The sequence below is a fragment of the Propionibacterium australiense genome, assembly GCF_003666605.1.
Classification (GTDB): Bacteria; Actinomycetota; Actinomycetes; order Propionibacteriales; family Propionibacteriaceae; genus Propionibacterium; species Propionibacterium australiense.
The window spans coordinates 421,287-438,653 of the sequence record NZ_RCIV01000002.1 but is presented as its reverse complement, the minus strand read 5'-3'; the positions used below and the strand labels follow the sequence as shown (position 1 = coordinate 438,653).

14 protein-coding genes and 1 tRNA gene are annotated in these 17,367 nt (G+C 68.5%); 13 read left to right on the top strand and 2 right to left on the bottom strand.

Annotated elements, in window-relative coordinates; translation table 11 throughout:
• The first annotated feature begins 472 nt into the window (after positions 1-472).
• From D9T14_RS03995 to lysX, 10 genes are all read left to right on the top strand, one after another.
• On the top strand, positions 473-2,170 hold the full coding sequence (locus tag D9T14_RS03995) for a ribulokinase (protein WP_119160842.1): 1,698 nt from the start codon (positions 473-475) through the stop codon (positions 2,168-2,170).
• 77 nt (positions 2,171-2,247) lie between these two features.
• Positions 2,248-3,309, top strand: coding sequence for an NAD(P)H-dependent glycerol-3-phosphate dehydrogenase (locus D9T14_RS03990; RefSeq protein WP_119160841.1), 1,062 nt, complete (start codon positions 2,248-2,250; stop codon positions 3,307-3,309).
• Positions 3,310-3,557: 248 nt separating this feature from the next.
• Positions 3,558-3,634, top strand: a tRNA-Ile gene (locus tag D9T14_RS03985).
• Positions 3,635-4,124: 490 nt separating this feature from the next.
• Positions 4,125-4,790 carry a T6SS immunity protein Tdi1 domain-containing protein gene (locus D9T14_RS03980; RefSeq protein ID WP_119160840.1) on the top strand — a complete coding sequence of 222 codons (666 nt, stop codon included), beginning with the start codon at positions 4,125-4,127 and terminating at the stop codon, positions 4,788-4,790.
• Between the two features lie 231 nt (positions 4,791-5,021).
• Positions 5,022-5,603 carry an ATP-binding cassette domain-containing protein gene (locus tag D9T14_RS03975; RefSeq protein WP_119160839.1) on the top strand — a complete coding sequence of 194 codons (582 nt, stop codon included), beginning with the start codon at positions 5,022-5,024 and terminating at the stop codon, positions 5,601-5,603.
• 173 nt (positions 5,604-5,776) lie between these two features.
• The gene (locus D9T14_RS13585) at positions 5,777-5,947 is read left to right on the top strand and encodes a hypothetical protein (RefSeq protein ID WP_170175681.1); all 171 of its coding nucleotides are present in this window, start codon (positions 5,777-5,779) and stop codon (positions 5,945-5,947) included.
• Positions 5,944-6,675: an ABC transporter permease gene (locus tag D9T14_RS03970; RefSeq protein ID WP_119160838.1), complete on the top strand. Its 732-nt coding sequence runs from the start codon at positions 5,944-5,946 to the stop codon at positions 6,673-6,675. Before D9T14_RS13585 ends, D9T14_RS03970 begins: the two co-directional genes overlap by 4 nt.
• On the top strand, positions 6,668-7,423 hold the full coding sequence (locus D9T14_RS03965) for a hypothetical protein (RefSeq protein ID WP_121592084.1): 756 nt from the start codon (positions 6,668-6,670) through the stop codon (positions 7,421-7,423). Before D9T14_RS03970 ends, D9T14_RS03965 begins: the two co-directional genes overlap by 8 nt.
• 395 nt (positions 7,424-7,818) lie before the next feature.
• Positions 7,819-8,979 carry an alpha/beta hydrolase gene (locus D9T14_RS03960; RefSeq protein ID WP_170175682.1) on the top strand — a complete coding sequence of 387 codons (1,161 nt, stop codon included), beginning with the start codon at positions 7,819-7,821 and terminating at the stop codon, positions 8,977-8,979.
• Complete coding sequence (lysX, locus tag D9T14_RS03955) at positions 8,976-12,266, top strand: bifunctional lysylphosphatidylglycerol synthetase/lysine--tRNA ligase LysX (RefSeq protein ID WP_119160835.1); 3,291 nt, start codon at positions 8,976-8,978, stop codon at positions 12,264-12,266. Before D9T14_RS03960 ends, lysX begins: the two co-directional genes overlap by 4 nt.
• Before the next feature lie 150 nt (positions 12,267-12,416).
• Here the strand turns inward: lysX and D9T14_RS03950 are convergent, their stop codons facing one another.
• Entirely contained in the window at positions 12,417-13,403 is a 987-nt protein-coding gene (locus tag D9T14_RS03950; protein WP_119160834.1) for an iron-siderophore ABC transporter substrate-binding protein, read from the bottom strand.
• A gap of 227 nt (positions 13,404-13,630) precedes the next feature.
• Between D9T14_RS03950 and D9T14_RS03945 the strand changes: the two genes are divergently transcribed.
• The 3 genes from D9T14_RS03945 to D9T14_RS03935 are packed head-to-tail and all read left to right on the top strand — an operon-like array spanning position 13,631 to position 16,469.
• Positions 13,631-14,695, top strand: a complete 1,065-nt coding sequence (locus D9T14_RS03945) for a FecCD family ABC transporter permease (RefSeq protein WP_197720659.1) — start codon at positions 13,631-13,633, stop codon at positions 14,693-14,695.
• A complete protein-coding gene (locus tag D9T14_RS03940; protein ID WP_232012495.1) occupies positions 14,692-15,672 on the top strand; it encodes a FecCD family ABC transporter permease in 981 nt (326 codons plus the stop codon). Before D9T14_RS03945 ends, D9T14_RS03940 begins: the two co-directional genes overlap by 4 nt.
• Entirely contained in the window at positions 15,645-16,469 is an 825-nt protein-coding gene (locus D9T14_RS03935) for an ABC transporter ATP-binding protein (protein ID WP_197720660.1), read from the top strand. Before D9T14_RS03940 ends, D9T14_RS03935 begins: the two co-directional genes overlap by 28 nt.
• Positions 16,470-16,518: 49 nt before the next feature.
• Here the strand turns inward: D9T14_RS03935 and D9T14_RS03930 are convergent, their stop codons facing one another.
• Complete coding sequence (locus D9T14_RS03930; protein ID WP_119160832.1) at positions 16,519-17,367, bottom strand: HAD-IIB family hydrolase; 849 nt, start codon at positions 17,365-17,367, stop codon at positions 16,519-16,521.

Sequence of the window (17,367 nt, the reverse complement as noted above, 5' to 3'; positions counted from 1 at the left end):
ACCAGAAACCCACGAGAACTACAACCGGGCCATCAACAAAATCAGATGGCAGATCGAACAGGCCATCGCCAACCTCAAAACCTGGCACACCCTCAAAATCGGTTACAGACGCCCCGCCGACACCCTCTCAAACACCATCACAGCAATACTCGGAATCATCTTCACCTACACCCTATGAATAAGCCTCATGATCGAGTCACTTCGGGAAGAACTGTGACCAGTGGCGGGCAACCACCAGTGGAGATCAGGGTTACCCTCGGGTAAACCCTGATTTCGCGACAAGGGCTGGGTTGGTGATCCGGCTCTTCTCGCGCAGCCGGCCTCCGACTGATACCGTCGGATGCGACATGCTCACTGCGCCGGCGGGCCCGTGAGTCATGAGAATCGTGGTCACAGCCTTCGCCCTGCTGGCTCCATTCCCGGAGTGTGTCCGGAATTGATCCCGCTCACCGCGAGAAGGAGGACAGGGCCAGTGTCTGACCGGAAATACATTCTCGGCATCGACTTCGGGACGCTCTCGGGTCGAGCCGTCGTCGTGGACGCCGCGAACGGCGAGCAGCTCGGCACGCATGTCACGGAGTACCCCCACGGCGTCATGGACCACACGCTGACTGCCGGTGACGGCCAGATCCTGCCGCCGGAGTTCGCCCTGCAGAGCCCCGGCGACTACATCAAGGTGCTGCGCGAGTCCGTTCCCGCCGCCATCGCGGACGCGGGGGTCGACCCCGGCGACATCGTCGGGATCGGCCTCGACGCCACCTCGGCGACGGTGCTCCTCACCGATGCCAGCGGTACGCCGCTGTGCGAGAAACCCGGGTTCGAGGACGACATTCACGCCTACCCGAAACTGTGGAAGCACCACGGCGCTCAGAACCAGGCCACCCGCCTTGTGAAGGTCGCAGAGGCCCGTCGCGAGCCCTGGCTCGCCCGATACGGCGGTGTGCTCTCCTCGGAGCTGTTGCTGCCCAAGGTGCTGGAGGTCGTCGAAATGGCCCCCACGACCTACGAGGCCGCCGAGGTCATCGTCGACCTGGTCGACTGGCTCACCTGGCGCTTGACGGGCAGGCTCACAGCCGCCGCCGGCGATTCCGGCTACAAGCGCATGCTGCAGGACGGCGCGTACCCCTCACGGGAATACCTCGAGGCCGTCAAACCCGGTTTCGGAGACGTCTACGAGAAGAAGATGAACTACCCGATCGTCCCGCTCGGCAGCCGGGTCGGCGGCCTGACCAGGGAGTTCGCTGAACTCATGGGACTACCCGCCGGTATCGCGGTGGCGGCGGGGAACATCGACGCCCATGTGGTCGTCGCCGGTGCCAACGCCGTCCGTCCGGGGCAGCTCACGGCGATTCTGGGCACATCCTCCTGCTACATCATCAATGACCGGCAGTACCACGACTGTCCGGGCATCCTGGGGATCGTCGACGGTGGCGCCGTGGACGGCTACTGGGGTTTCGAGGGCGGCCAGACCGCTGTCGGCGACATCTTTGCGTGGTTCGTCGGCAACTGCGTACCGGCGGCCTATGAGAACGAGGCGGCCGAGCGGGGAGTCACGGTGCACGAGCTCCTCGTCGAGAAGTCGAGGGGCCAGGAGGTCGGCGAGCACGGCCTGGTGGTGCTCGACTGGCACAACGGCAACCGGTCGATTCTCGCCGACGCCCGGCTCTCCGGCCTCGTCCTCGGCCAGACGCTGGCGACCCGTCCCGAGGACGTCTACCGGGCGCTGCTGGAGGCCACCGCCTTCGGCTGTCGCGTCATCATCGAGAACTTCGAGGAACACGGCATCGATGTCGACGAGATCGTCGCAGCAGGCGGTCTGCTGCGCAACGCCTACTACATGCAGCTGCTTGCCGATGTCACACGCCGCCCCATCTCCGTCTCACTGGTCGAGCAGACCGGTGCTCTCGGGTCGGCTGTCTTCGCCGCCGTGGCGGCCGACGTGTACCCGGACGTGTTCGCCGCGGCCGATGCCATGACCTCGGTCGAGCGAAGCGCCTACGTGCCGAACGAGGAGATCGCCGAGCAGTACGACATCCTGTACGGCATCTACAAGCAACTTCACGACCTCTTTGGCCATTACAACGGCGTCTCCCTGATGCACCAGCTCAAGGACATCCGGGCACGCATCTTTCGCAACCGTGCCGAGGCCGCGGGACAACCCCGGGCATGACCCACCCGCGGCCCTGTACGACTTGGAGATCACGCAACTGAGATATCGGACAACCGAACTGAAGGGAAACCACTCACATGGCAATAATCGCTGCGCTGGGTTCGGGCATCATGGCCACGGCCCTGTCCTTCCCAACCTCCGAGAACGGCAATGACGTCCGGCTCGTCGGGACCTTCCTCGACCGGGAGATCATCGACTCGATTCAACGAACGGGCGTGCACCCCGACCTTGGGCTCAAGGTCAACGACGGTGTCCGCGCCTACCAGCTGGAGGATGCGGCCGAGGCCATCGCCGACGCCGATGTCGTCATGTGCGGCGTGAACTCCTTCGGCGTCGAGTGGGCCGGTGAGCAGTTGGCCGGGTTGATGAGGCCGGGGCAGAAGCTCCTGTGCGTCACAAAGGGCATGCGGGCCGACGAGGACGGCACGATGCGCATCCTGCCCGACGTGCTGCGCTCCTACTTCGATCCCCGGCTGGCCGAGCAGGTCTCGTGGAACGCCGTCGTCGGCCCCTCCATCGCAGGTGAGGTGGCCGTTCACCATGACACCTGCGTGGTCTTCTGCGGCCAGGACAAACAGGACCTCGAGTACATCGCGGAGCTCTTCCGCACCGACTACTACCACGTGTGGACGTCCACGGATTTCATCGGTCACGAGACCGGCGCGGCAACGAAGAACATCTACGCCTTCGCGGCAGGCTTCGCGCAGGGCCTGCTGCGCAAGGCCGGCAAGCAGGACGACCGCTACGTCATGTACAATTACGGCGCAGCGGTCTTCGCCCAAGGGCAGAAGGAGCTGCGCTCCTTCATCAAGCTCATGGGTGGTAACCCGGAGACCGGGGACGGCCTGGGCGGAGTGGGCGACATGTTCGTCACATCGATGGGCGGACGCAACGTCAAGGCCGGCGGTTTCGTCGGCGAGGGCATCCCCTTCTCGCAGGTGCAGGAGGAACGCATGAAGGACGTGACGCTCGAGGGTGTCGCGGCCATCAAGGTCATCGGCAAGGCACTCGAACCGCTGACCGAGCGGGGTGTCATCGGTGCCGACGAGTATCCGCTGTGCCGTTTCCTCTACTCGGTGGTCGCCAAGGATGCTCCCCTCGGGATGCCCTGGGATCAGTTCTTCCGCGATCTGAAGTGACCGGTGCGTGGCGAGCAGGCGGGGGAGTCCCTTGCGTGCTCGCCACGCACGACCAGCTTGCGGGTCGTCACCCCGGGGTGCAGGGCGATACCAGCACCCTCGTAGACGACCCAGGTCGTCGGGCCAGGGCATCGGCGACCGCCTCGGGGCCGGCGGTTCTCAGCCATGCATGTGCTGACGCCGAGTTCGCCGGCGGGCGAGTCCATGAGGGCGGTGAGGCCCATGATGGCCCGGTGATGCGCCGGGCAGGGGCGCTGGCTCAGCAGATCGGGGCAGGGGACTCATGATCCCTGGGTCGTGGGTTCGAACCCCACACGCCCCACCAGAAACTCGTTGCTCTGATTTCCGTGCTCAAGAACTGAGCCGGGCGAGTGACTCAACGGGCGGCCGATGCCGGCGGATTGCCTCGGCTGTTCTGCATCAGATGGAACGAGGGTTATGCAGAACTGGTGCTGAAGAATTCTGGTGCGATGGCCGCTGTGCTGGTTTCGATGGAGATGTGGAGGAATTGCGGCTGGGTGTGGAGTGCTCGCCGGGTTCTGGGGTTGGCGACTGTTCGTTCCCGGCGGGGCGGAAGTGGATTTCGGTGAGGATCGTGCACCGGTCAGTCAGTGCGGTTGACGGGAAACCTGCTGTACGATGACATGCATGGTGGCCTGCCCCCGGGATTTGCGAGCACTGCTGACCCAGTCATCTCCACGGCCGGCTCCCTTGCCCGGGGCGCCCGGGCGGAAACGGCGACAACCCTGTCAAATCAAAGAGCTTTGCGTAGCCCTCCTGGGGTGGCAGCAAAAGCAACGTCAAGGTGAGGATTCATGGGACTTATTGACAGATCCAGGAGAAATGGTGAGAACTCACTTCCGGAGGAGATCTGGGAGGCGCTTGTCAATAATGACAACCCACCCCCCGAGGAGATGTGGGAGTCGTTCGTCGAGAAGTACGAGCCCTCGGATGGCCTGGTGAAGCCCTCAGCTCACACAATACAGGCGTGCGAGGCTGCCGGCCTCCCAGGTGAACTGCTCGACTTCATGAAACGGTATGGCCTTGGAAATTATGGGGGCGGCATCGTCAAACTGATAGACCCCGAAGGCTACGCGGAGAGCTTGTACTCGTGGCTCGGGAGTCGGGATGCTTCGAGGATTCCATTCATGATGACCGGTTTCGGGGACATTTTCTATTTCCGTGATCTGGGCGATGGAATTTACGATGTCTCGCTGCTGGACATCCATTATCGCAGGGCAACCGTTCCGGCGTACACGATCGTTGAGTTCTTGGCCTATCTGTTGGACCCTGAGGTGGAGGAAAAAGTCTTCAGGAGGAGTCTGTTCGACAGGGCAAGGGAGAAGTGCGGCCCCCTGGGGGCGGATGAGATCTATTTCTTTGTGCCGGGACTGGTCATCGGGGGATTGGAGGACATCAAATATGTCGACAAGGGGAAGGCCGATGTCCATCATCAGTTGCTGTTGCAACTCGGAAACTGAAGCCGTTGCGGGGGTCGTTCGATCGGGGCTGGGCCGACATGGCGAAGAACTGTCGAAGCAGGCGACGCAAGACTCATCGTTCCGACAGGGTCGTCGCTGTTTCCGTCGGGGCGCCCGGTCAAGGGGGCCTGCCGTGGGGACAATCGGCTCAGCGGTACCAACCAGTCCCGAGGTAGATGCTCCACGAGAGAGGGCTGTCCTCGGGCCCGAGAGAACAGGCGAGGCCGGCTCATGGTGCTGGTCGCAGAGCATCTGACGGCGCGGTATGCGCGAAGCGCCGTCCTGGACGACGTCGATTTCACGGTCGAGGCCGGGCACATCGCGGGGCTCGTCGGGCCCAATGGCGCGGGAAAGACCACCGTGCTCAAATGCCTGACAGGGCTCGTGTCTCCCGTGGCCGGGCGCGCTCTCGTCGACGGACGGCGCTACGGCGATCATGATGCGCCGATGCGGCACCTGGGCGTGGCCTATGGCCCGGAGGGCTGGTACGGCGGCCGCACTGGCCGACAGAACCTCATGGCGCTCGCCATCGCGGGCGGGGTGCCCCGTTGGCGCGTCGACGAGTGCATCGAGCAGGTCGGGCTCGAAGGCGAGCGGGGCAAGCGCGTGAGTTCCTACTCGCTCGGCATGCGTCAGCGGCTCTCCCTGGCGGCCATGCTGCTGGGGGACCCGGGCAATCTCGTTCTCGGCGAGCCGCTGAACGGCCTGGACCCGGAGGGGCCCGGTGGTTGCGGGGCCTGCTCGAGGAACGTGCCCGGCAGGGCTGCGCGGTACTCGTCTCGTCGCACCTGCTGGCCGAACTCGAATCCCTGATCGACACCGTTGTGCTGCTGGACAGGGGCAGGGTTCGGGCCTGTGGGCCGCTGACCGGGCTGGCCGGGAGAAGCGGCGGCGTCCTGATCCGCGCATCATCACCGGATGAGGTCCAAGCCCTGGCCGCTGCGCGCGGGTGGAGGACCCGCCCGGGTGAGGAACATGGTGCGATCGTGATCGCCGGCGCCGGTATCGCCGAGGTCAACCGAGCCGTGCTCGATGTCGGACTCGAGTTCTCCCAGATCCGCGCTGTGGGCGCTTCGCTGGAAGACATCTTCTTCCGGGTCACCGCGTCGTCCGACCAGGCGAGCAGTGGCACGGATGACTGCGCGGGGCCGTCATGAGGGCAGCGGACGAGACCGCCGGAGCGGGCGGTGTTGTCGGCCCGAGTCTTGTGCGCGTGATCTGCGCAGAGCTGTACAAGCTCGGCCACGACCGCACTGCCCGGATCCTGACCGGACTGCTGCTCCTGTGCGTGTGTGTCATGCCGCTGATCTCCGGGGCATTCGGCGGCTACCTGATCGTCCTGCTCGCCGGGCTGATCGGAGCACTGTCCACCGGTCAGGAGCACAGCGACGGCCTGTTTGCGCTCACCCTGGTCGCGTCGGCTCGCAGGCGCCGGCTCCTCGCCGCGAAGATCGTGACGTGTGCACTGTGCAGCTGCGTGCCCACGGCGGTGGCCGCCGTCGTCCTCCACGTGACGGCCCGGCCCCTGCGCACGGCAGAGGGCGCTGTCCGCTCCGGTGGCGACGCCCGCACCGTCATCGCCGCCACCGTCGCCGCACTGCTCCTCTCCGTGGTGATGGGCTGCGCCCTCGGGGATCTCACGCGCACAGGGCTCGGTGCGGCCGCTCTCTGGGCCGGTTGCGTCGCGGTTTTCAGCGCGGGAACCGCATACGGCTCATGGTTCGACCCGGTTCGAGCCCCCTGGAGTCTCGCCCTGAACCCCGCGGCCGGCCTGACCCATCTGATGGTCGGCGAGTCCGGGGCACGGCCGGTGTCTGGGCTGGCGTCCTTGGCATGGTCCGTGGCGCTGCTGGCCGCGGCCGGAGGCAGGAGCCGTCATGCCTGATGCGTTTCCCCGGCAGGCACCGCCGGCGATGGCCCGGCACCGAGGACCAGTTTTCCCGCGGGTTCTCGGCGCCGAGCTGTACAAGATGGCCGTCGGCCCGCGCTTCTGGTTCCTCCTGGCCGTCGTGAGCGCCACCCTGGGCGTGTTCTCCGTCCTCGTCTCGGGAACCACCGGTGTCCAGACCGCCGTGATCTGGGCCGGGATGGTCGGGGCGCTGCTCACCGGCGAGGACTACTCACACGGCTCCATCGTCACCACTCTCAGCGCGGTGCCCGGCCGGGCGCGGCTCCTGCTCGCCAAGATGACGGCGAGCACCCTCGCCGTCGGCTGTGCCGCAGGGTGCACCCTGCTCCTCGTGCAGCTGATCGCCAGTCCCTTCATCGACGCCGGTCTCGAACCGATGGCGGGCCCCGGGGTCGTCGCGATGATCTGCGGCACCATCACTGCCCTCGTGCTCTCGAACCTCGTCGGCGCCGGACTCGGCGTGCTCATGCGATCGGCCGTCCGCGCCGTCGTCATGTGGTCGGTGTTCATCCTCGCGATCCAGCCGGTCGGCTGGCTGCTGTTCCAGTCGTCGATGCTGCTGGACTACCTGCCCCACTCCGCCCTCACCCTCCTCATGGGGACGGAGGCGATGCCGTCTCCGGGGCCCCTGTCCCAGCTGTGGCTGCGCTATCTCCTGGCCGTTTCCTGGACGGCGCCCGTCGTCGTTCTGGCCTTCCGCAGGGCGCGCACGATCGCGGTGTGACGCCTGGGGAGCGGAGTGGCCGGGCTCGCTCCGTATCTGCGGTGTTCCGCTTCGGGCGATCGGCTGGTTCTTCTCATCGCTCCGCCCCCTGTGCACCATGGAGCAGGCCCGAGGAATCTTGGCGATCCGGGTGCCTCCGCGGTCGGACCGCGTCGAGCCCGCACCCGGAATCCCGTGCCGAGGGCTGCACGGCTACGCAGCGGTCCGCCACCTGGCTGACCAGGGCCTCCGCCGGCCGACTGAAAAAGGCGCGGCCGGCCCCTCATTCTCCCTGAACGAGGCATCGAATCATGGGGAATCGCCCGCCCCGAAGGTACCTTCCATTGTCGCCCTAGTACGCAATGCTGGGAAACCGCTCGTCGCGCGTGACCCAGGTGACCGAAACGAGACACGCAATGCCTCAATGGTTGCAACTCAACAGCCCGGTACCCGCCGTGCTCGCCGGTGTCGCGCTGGCAGCGGTGCTGGCCTGGACACTCATCCGAATCCCCCTGCGGCCAGCGACCAAACCCTGGCGGGCGGTCGCCCGGCAGGTCGTGGGGGTGCTGTCCAGCATCCTGCTGAGCATCCTCGTCCTCGCCCTCGGCCTCAACGCAGCGCAGGGCTGGTACCCCACCTGGGCGAGCCTGGCAGGGGCCGGCAAGGTCGTCGACGTCTCGACATCTGGCAGAGTGGAGGCCGAGACGTCGACGACGGCGCCCTGGGCCACGGGACAACCAAGCGCCCTGCAAGCGGACCCCCGGCAGAACCCGGCTCTCGGATCCCAGGACTGGAGCAATCCGGGCCAGAGCAGATATCTCACCGTCACCATCCCCGGGCAGCAGGGTGAGACCGGACACCGGGCCCTCGTCTGGCTGCCGGCCAGCTATCTGTCCCAGCCCGAGCGGTTCTACCCGGTGATCCTCGCCTTCGCCGGCGTGCCAGGGTCGATCTCCACCTACCAGGAGGGCGACATGGCGATCGGGCAGCGGATCGAGGAACTGGTCGGCGAGCACAAGATGCGCGAGGCCATCGTCGTGGTGCCCGACGTTTTCCCCGACAACCTCGACACGGAGTGCGTTGACGCCTCCGACGGCAGCATCCGAACCGAGAGCTGGCTGACGACGAGCGTCGTGCCGTGGATCACGGCCAATCTGCGGGCCATCGGGGACCGCCAGGGCTGGGCGACTCTCGGGTTGAGCGCCGGTGGCTGGTGCTCGACGATGCTCACCATGCGCCATCCCGAACTGTTCGGCCACAGCATTTCCATGGCGGGCTACTTCAAACCGCTCTTCGACGGCAAGGCCTACCGGCCCGAGGGCGACCCCGAGTACGACCTGGCGCGCATCGCCGAGCAGAATGCCCCCGCTGTGCGGCTGTGGGTGTGGACCGCCAAGGATGACGAGAGGCCCTACGCAGAGCTGACTCAATTCGAACCGCGCGTCAAGGCACCGACATCACTGACCAGCACACTGCTGGAAAGCGGCGGGCACGCCCCATCGGTATGGGAGACCGGACTCCCGGTCGGGCTCGCCTGGCTGGGCGAGTCCGCGCAGTTCTCCGGGGTGGCGGCATGAGGGACCTTCGGCGACAGCGAGCCGCGAACGCGCTGAGTTGGGTCTACGCGATCGGCACCATCTGCGCCCTACTCATGTGGTGCAGATACCGGTTCTTCTACCGCGATGCTGTGCCGTGGTGGCTGGATTTCACGGTTGCCCTGCTGAACCTGCCAGTGGGGGCCTCCCTGGTCTCGGTGCTGTTCATGGCGGTCGTCACCCACGGCCTGGTGCACCGCAAGCGGCTGGCCCTCGTGCTCGTGCTGGTGTTCCAGCTGCTCGGCGTCCTGCAGGCGATCGCGATTCTCACCCTCATGGCCGGATTCGGGGACTCCCTCGATCTCGCCGATGGATCCACGGTGCTCTTCGTGCCGACCCTGGTGCTGTCTGTTGTCCTCGTGGTCGTCTCGGCTGCGGCCTGTGCGCTGGTGATCTGGCTGTGGCCGGCGTTTCCTGCTCGTTTCGCTCCCGGTTCATGGTGGCGAGCCACTCTTGTTCTGCTGTGCGGCGGCCTCTTGACCATTGTGGTGACCTATCTACTTGTTCTGGCGTTGCACGATGATTCGGGTGAACCCTGGCGACAGACCATCGCTGCGCTCGCGATATCGATGGACGTTACCTTGCCGCCGTCCTGGCAGGCCGTTCAGGTCCGCGACGTCGTGCCCCTCGTCTCCTCACTCATCCTCGGCGCCTCGATGATCGGCTCGGTCATCGTCTTCACCCGGACGACCCGTCCCGCCGACTCCTGGGAGCCAGGGAACGAACTGCAACTGCGCAGGCTGCTGCGCGACCACGGCGAGGAGGACTCGCTCGGCTACGTGAGCACGCGCCGCGACCGGCTGCTTCATTTCGGCGAGTCGCAGCGGGCCGCGATCGGCTACCAGGTCTTCGGCGGGGTCGCCCTGGCCTCTGGCGATCCGATCGGTGATCCTGCCTGCTGGGGCCGGACGATCGAGTCCTGGCACGCCGAGACCCGCCGCTACGGGTGGACCCCCGCGGTGCTGGCGTGCAGCGAGGCCGGCGCACGGGCCTACGCCCGCGCACTCGGCTTCACCGTGCTGCGGCTGGGAGACGAGGCCGTCCTCGACACGGCGGCCTTCCAGCTGCACTCCACCGCGATGAGCGAGGTACGCCGCGCCTGGACAAGGGCCAGACGCGATGGTCTGCACGCCGAGATCCGGTTCCAGCACGAGCTGACCAGCGAGCAGGTCGACGAGGCAGTGACGCTGGCCGACAGGTGGCGCGGGGACGAGGCCGAGCGCGGCTATTCGATGGAGCTGGGGCGACTCGGTGACGAGGCCGATCCGCGCATCGTGGTGGCCATGGTGCGGGACGCCTCCGACCGGCCGCAGGCCATGATGACCTTCCTGCCCTGGGGCCGGTACGGCCTCTCCCTGGATCTCATGCGCCGCGATCGGCAGGCCCCCAACGGGGTGAACGAGTTCCTGCTGGCCGAGCTCATGGCATGGGGCAGAGGGCACGGGATCCGCCGGCTCTCGCTCAACTTCGCCTTCCTGCGCCACGTCTTCGCCCAGGCCGAGGACGTGGCCACTGCGCCGATCAACCAGGCCGGCTCCAGGCTGCTGGGGGCCATGGACCGGTTCTGGCAGATCCAGCGGCTGTACCGCTCGAACGCGAAGTACCGGCCCGACTGGCAGCCGCGCTATCTGGCGCTGCCCACCCCGCTGACGACGCCACAGGTGGCCGGGGCCGCCGCGCTGGCCGAGGGCTATCTGCCGGACCTGTTCTGGTTGCACCGGGACGCGCCGTCGTCCGCGACGCTCGGGCCGGCGGAGCTGGCCGAACTGAGGGAACTGACCGAACCACGACCCCCCGAGATCGAGCCCGTTCGCCGCAGCGACCAGTCACAGCAGCGACTCGCGCACCTGGAGGCGCTGCGTGCCGGCGGGGAGCCGGGCTATCCGGTCGGACGTCGGAACGCGGTGTGGCTGCGCGATCTGCCGGGCGACACGGCCCCCGAGGCCGGGGTCGAACTCGTCGGGCGCGTGCGGGCCATCCGGCACCACGGCGGGGTCTGCTTCGTCGACCTGGTCGACGCCGGGGCATCGCGCCAGCTCATCCTCGAGGCCGACGTCCTGGGCCGTGCCGAGGTGGCGAGGGCCGCGAGGCTCCTCGACCGCGGCGACCTGGTGGGCGTGCACGCCGCCGCGGGACGGTCCCGCACGGGGACGCCCTCGCTGCTCGTCAGCTCCTGGCAGGTGCTGGCGAAGGCCCTGCAGCCGATCCCGTGGGGCGGCTTCGACGATCCCCGGGCGCGGGTACGCAACCGCAGCCTCGACCTCATCGTCCACCCCGACCAGCTGGAACTGCTGGCCGCCCGCAGCCGCGCCATCGCAGCGGTCCGGGGCTGCCTGACCGAGGCGGGCTTCCACGAGGTCGAGACGCCCATGCTCAACACCGTGCACGGCGGAGCCAGCGCCCGCCCCTTCCGCACCCACATCAACGCCTACGACACCGATCTGGTGCTGCGCATCGCCCCCGAACTGGCGTTGAAGCGGCTCGTGGTGGCCGGTTTCGGCGCGGTCTTCGAGATCGGCAAGAACTTCCGCAACGAGGGAGCGGACGCCTCCCACAACCCGGAGTTCACCGTGGTGGAGGCCTACCAGCCCTTCGCCGACTACATCGACATGCTCCTGCTCACCCAGCGCATCATCCAGCGGGCCGCGGCGGCCGTGCACGGCCGCGAGGCGATGCCGCTGCCCGATGCCGACGGGACGATGCGGCTCACGGACATCTCCGGCCAGTGGCCCAGGGTGAGCGTCTGCGATGCGCTGTCGCAGGCCCTGGGCCGGGAGGTGACACCGAGCACCGATCTGGACGAGCTGGTGGAGCTGGCCCGCGCCCACGGCATCGAGACCGGGGCCACCTGGGGGCCCGGGAAGGTGCTGGAGGAACTCTACGGCGAGCTCGTGGAGCCCAGGACCGTGATGCCCACCTTCTACCTCGACTTCCCCGCCGAGACCTCGCCCCTGACCGCGCCCCACCGCAGCGAGCCCGGACTGGTGGAGCGCTGGGACCTGGTCGCCGGCGGCATGGAGCTGGGAACCGCCTATTCCGAACTCGCCGACCCGCTGATCCAGCGCACACGCCTGGTCGAGCAGTCCTGGCAGGCCGCCCAGGGCGATCCGGAGGCGATGGAGGTCGACGAGGACTTCCTCGGCGCCCTCGAACTCGGCATGCCACCCACGGGCGGGCTGGGGATCGGCCTGGACAGGATGGTGATGGCGCTCACCGGCGCCACGATCCGACAGGTGCTGAACTTCCCCTTCGTCCGCCCCCAGCGCTGAGGACGTGCGGGCCATCCCATCCCTCCTGGCCGCCTACGACAAGGCTTCCGCGCACCGGCGAGATGAGCGGGGTCCAGCTGCCGAGGGGCCTCCGCGAAGCAACAGGGCTCCCGTGCACGGGTGTGCGCGGGAGCCCTCGTCGTGGCCCGGTCAGGCGGCGAGCGCCTCGCTGATCCTCGGGGTCAGGTTCTGCAGGGCGTACTGGATCGAGCCGACCGTGCCGAGCGAGAAGGCGTTCGACAGGTCGCCGTCGACGACCACGGCGTGACCGGCCTGCACGGCCGGGATCGCCTGCCACGCGGCGTCGCCGGTGAGCCGGCTGGTCTCGACGTAGATCGGGAAGGCGACGATCAGGTCGGCGTCCAGGGCGCTCAGCTGTTCTGTCGACAGGTCCACCGAGAAACCGGTGCTGGCGGTGGGCAGCGCGGCGATGTCCGGATTCTGGGTGAAACCGAGCTGTTTGAGCAGCTCCAGGCGGGTGTCGCCGTCGACGTAGGCGCCCCAGCCGGTGCTGGTGAGGGCGGCCACCGACACGGTCCGGCCCTGCCAGCCGGAGTCGGCGGCGTCACTGATGGCCTGGTCGAGTTCGGACTGCAGCTGCTGGCCCTTCTCCGGCACGCCGAGTGCCGCCGCGATGGTCGACAGCTGCTTCTCGGTGCTCGTCAGGTAGTTGAGCGAGTCGGCGTCGGGGACGCCGACGGTGGTGGCGATCTGAGAGAGCCGGTCGTAGCGGTCCTGGTCGCCGGCGCTCTTGACGTCCAGGATGAGATCGGGCTCGAGAGCGGCCACCTGCTCGTAGGACAGCTCCGTGGTGCCCAGGATCGTGGGGCTGGTCGTGTACTGGCCGGCGGCCCAGGGTCCGACGCCGTCACCGCCGAAGGCGAGCCAGTCGGAGGCGCCGACCGGCTCGTACCCGAGGGACAGGACCGTCTCAGCGTCGCCCCAGCCGAGGGCGACGATGCGTTGCGGGGCTGACTCCACCGTCACATCGCCGAAATAGGTCTGGACGGTCGCGGGGAAGGAGCCGGCCGATGACTGGCCGGAGGACTGGGAGTCGGAGGACGACGTGCCGCTGCAGGCGGTGAGGACGCCTGTCAGCAGGGCCATCGCCGCGGCGAGGACGCGGAAGCGCTTCATGTGGGTTCCTTCGTTCGTAGGATTCGGCATCCCGTGGAGTCATGGCGCTCACGCAGCGCGCCCGGCGCGCGGCCGGGCGCCCTCGTGAGCCCGCTCAACTCGTCGATCATGATGCACAATAGCTGAGAATGAAGCCAAGGCTCGCCTTTATTGATGGTGCAGGGACGGATGAGCCCGGGCTGCGCGCGCACCATGGCGGGGCGTCACGACAGGAGAGGAGGGGCCGGGTGGAGACGAGGCAGCGCCGCGCCCCCTCTGCGACGTTCCCGACGAGCGTCCCTGCACGCAGGGTTGCCGGTCTCGTGGTGGGTCTTGCCGGCCTCGCGGCGATGGTCCTGGCCAGTCTCCTCGTCGGCTCGCAGCCGATCTCCCCCGGCGACATCGGCGCGGGACTGTCCGCCTATCTGGGACGGGAACCCGGTACGGCGCCGGCGCCCGAGGTGGTGAACATCGCCGGACTGCGATTCGTGCGCACCCTGCTCGGGCTGCTCGTCGGCGCCGGCCTGGGGGTCGCAGGCGCCCTCATCCAGGCCGTCACCCGCAACCCCGTCGCCGAGCCCGGCGTGCTCGGCATCAACGCCGGCTCCTCGTTCGCCGTCGCACTGGCCATCTCGCTCGGCCAGGTGAGCTCCCCGGCGGGTCAGGTGATCTTCGCTGCCGTCGGCGCTCTCGCCGCCACCGGCATCGTCCTGCTCATCGGCCACGGCACCGGATCCACATCCGATCCCGCACGCCTCACCCTCGTCGGGGTGGCCTTCGGCGCCATCTGGTCCGGTGTCGTCAAGGCGCTCGAGCTGCTCGACCCGGCCGGCTTCAGCGCCATGCTCGCCTGGGAGTCCGGCTCGTTCCAGCAGCGCGGCATGGACGTCGTCGCGGCCTGCGCCCCGGTGGTCGCCGCCGGACTGGCCGTGGCCTGCGCACTGTCGGGCCAGCTCAACGCGCTGGCCCTGGGCGACGACCTCGCCACCGCGCTCGGAGCCAATCTCGTGCTCGTCCGCGCCGCCAGCGTCGTCACCATCGCGGCGCTCGCCGGCGGGGCAGCAGCCATGGCAGGGCCCATCATGTTCGTCGGCCTCATGGTGCCGCACGTCGTGCGCTGGTTCACCGGACCCGACTACCGCTGGATCGTCGCCTACGGCATCGTCCACGGGCCGGTGCTCATGCTCGCCGCCGACGTCGTCGCGCGCGTGGCGGTCTGGCCCGGCGAGATGCCGGTGGGGATCACCACCTCGTTCATCGGGGCGCCCGTGCTCATCTGGCTGGTGCGCCGCTCGAGGACGGTGGCGCTGTGAGCGTCCGGTCCGCCCGCGGGGCCGGCGTGCTCGCCGGCCTGCTCGTCGTGGTCGTCGTGCTCGGGATGCTCGCCCTCTCGCTCGGCGACTACCCGCTGAGCCCGCTGCAGGTCGTGCGTGCCCTGGTCACCGGCGACGGCTTCGCCGGGACGATCGTGCGCGACTGGCGTGCCCCGCGCGTCGTGGCGGCGATCTGCTTCGGCGCGGCGCTCGCGCTGTCCGGCGCCATCTTCCAGTCGCTCACCGACAACCCGCTCGGCTCGCCCGACGTCATCGGATTCACCACCGGCTCCTACACGGGCGTCATCGTCGCCGTCACGGTGCTCGGCGCCCGGGCCGGAGCGACGACCGCCGGGGCGCTCACGGGCGGGATCGTGACGGCCCTCGGCGTCTACCTGCTCGCCTACCGGCGCGGCATCCAGGGCTTCCGGCTCATCATCGTCGGCGTCGGCGTCACCGCCATGCTGACCGCCTTCAACAGCTGGCTCCTGCTGCGCACCAGGACCGAGCTGGCCATGACGCTGTCGATGTGGGGCGCCGGCTCGCTCGAACTCGTGAAATGGAGCACGGTTCTTCCGGCAGTGCTCGTGCTGCTGGCCGGCCTGGCCGCCCTCGGCGCGCTCACACCCCATATGCGCCAGCTCGAGCTCGGCGACGACGCGGCGGCGTCCCACGGCGTGCGGCTGGAGGCCACCCGGCTCGCCCTCATCGTCGTCGGCATGGTCCTCGTCGCCGCCGTCACCGCCGTGTGCGGGCCGATCGGTTTCGTGGCGCTCGTCAGCCCGCAGATCGCCCGTGCCCTGCGCGCCGGGGCCGGTCCGCCACTGGCCGACACGGCGCTCGTCGGCTCCGTCATCCTGCTCACCGCCGACCTCGCCGCCCAGTACGCGCTACCGGCAGTGCTTCCTGCCGGAGTCGTCACCATCGTCTTCGGAGGGGGATACCTGCTGTGGATGCTCACGGCCCGGAACACGTAGCAGAGGGGCCCGCGGACGGTTCCCGGCTCCGCGCCCAGAACCTGACGCTCGCCTACGACAGACACGAGATCTGCCGCGGACTGAGCCTGGACGTCCCGGACGGCTCGTTCACCGTCATCGTGGGGCCCAACGGCTGCGGCAAGTCGACGTTGCTGCGCGCGCTGGCCCGCCTACTCGTACCGGTCGGCGGCGCCGTTCTGCTGGACGGGCGCTCGCTGCGCCGCATCGCGCCCAAGACAGCCGCCCAGGCCATCGGCCTGCTGCCGCAGGGGGCCACCACGCCCGACGGCATCACCGTCACCGAGCTGGTGGCCCGGGGACGGTTCCCGCACCGCCAGCTGCTGCGCGACACCCGGGCCGCGGACCGGGCCGCGGTCGAGGAGGCGATGCGGGCCACCGGCACCACGGAACTGGGCGACCGCGTCGTCGCAGAGCTGTCCGGCGGCCAGCGTCAACGCGTCTGGGTGGCCATGGCCCTCGCCCAGGAGACACCCATGCTGCTCCTGGACGAACCCACCACCTACCTCGACATCGCCCACCAGATCGACCTGCTCGAACTCTTCGCCGAACTCAACAGGCAGGGCCGGACGATGGTGGCCGTGCTCCACGACCTCAACCAGGCCGCCCGCTACGCGACGCACCTGGTGGCGATGCGGGACGGCGCCGTCATCGCCCGGGGCGCCCCGGCCGAGGTCGTCACGCCGCAGACCGTCGCGGACGTCTTCGGTCTGGACGTGCTCGTCATCGACGACCCGGTGACCGGTACGCCGATGATCGTGCCCCGGGCGAGGATCTGACGGCCGCCGTGGCCGGACCCACGGCGGGACCGGCCGGGCGTCCGGTGACTCAGAGCAGGTCGAGCACCTCGCGTTCGACGACCGCGCCGACCGCGCCCTCGGTGTTCTCCCCTGCGATCGGGTAGCGCCCGTCCCGCAGGCTCAGGTGGGCGTTCGCCATGACATAGGGGTGTCCGACCATGTCGAGCATGTCCGTGTCGTTCGGCATGTCACCGAAGGCCATCGCCTCGGCCGGATCCACGCCCATGCGCGCCAGCACCTCGGTGAGCATCGCGGCCTTGCTGACCCCCGGAGCGCTGCACTCGATGAGTCCCTGCTCGCGCATCATCGAGAAGGTCACGGTGATGCGGTCACCGGCGATGTCCTGGGCGGCGGCGGCCAGGGCCTCGGTGTCGGTGCCGGGCGAGATGACGAGCACCTTCACCGCTGCGTCGATCCCGAGCAGCTCGTCCAGCGGGGCGATGCTCGCCGGACGGACCCGGCCCTCGGCCAGCAGGGTCTCGTAGCGCGGGTCGGTGCCCCACTCGGCGTGCACGTACTCGACGGCGAAACAGACGTCGGGTATCCGGTCCGCCAGCTCCGCGGCGAAGTCGAGGGTGTCGGTGACGTCGAGGTCGTGGTGGTCGAGTACCTGGCGGCGGGCCAGGTCGTAGAGGACGGCGCCATTGGTCGAGATGACCACCGGCTCGATGTTCGCCAGCGGGTCGAGGACGCCGACCCAGCGGGGCGGGCGGCCGGTGGCGAAGACGATGCCGACGCCGGCTCGCGCGGCACGGCGGAACGCCTCGACGCTGCGCGGGTGCAGCTCGCTCGCGCTCTTGAGGAAGGTGCCGTCCAGGTCGGTGGCGATCGCACGGATCGGCCGCTCACCGCCGGTCTGCAGGGAACGCTCGGTCAT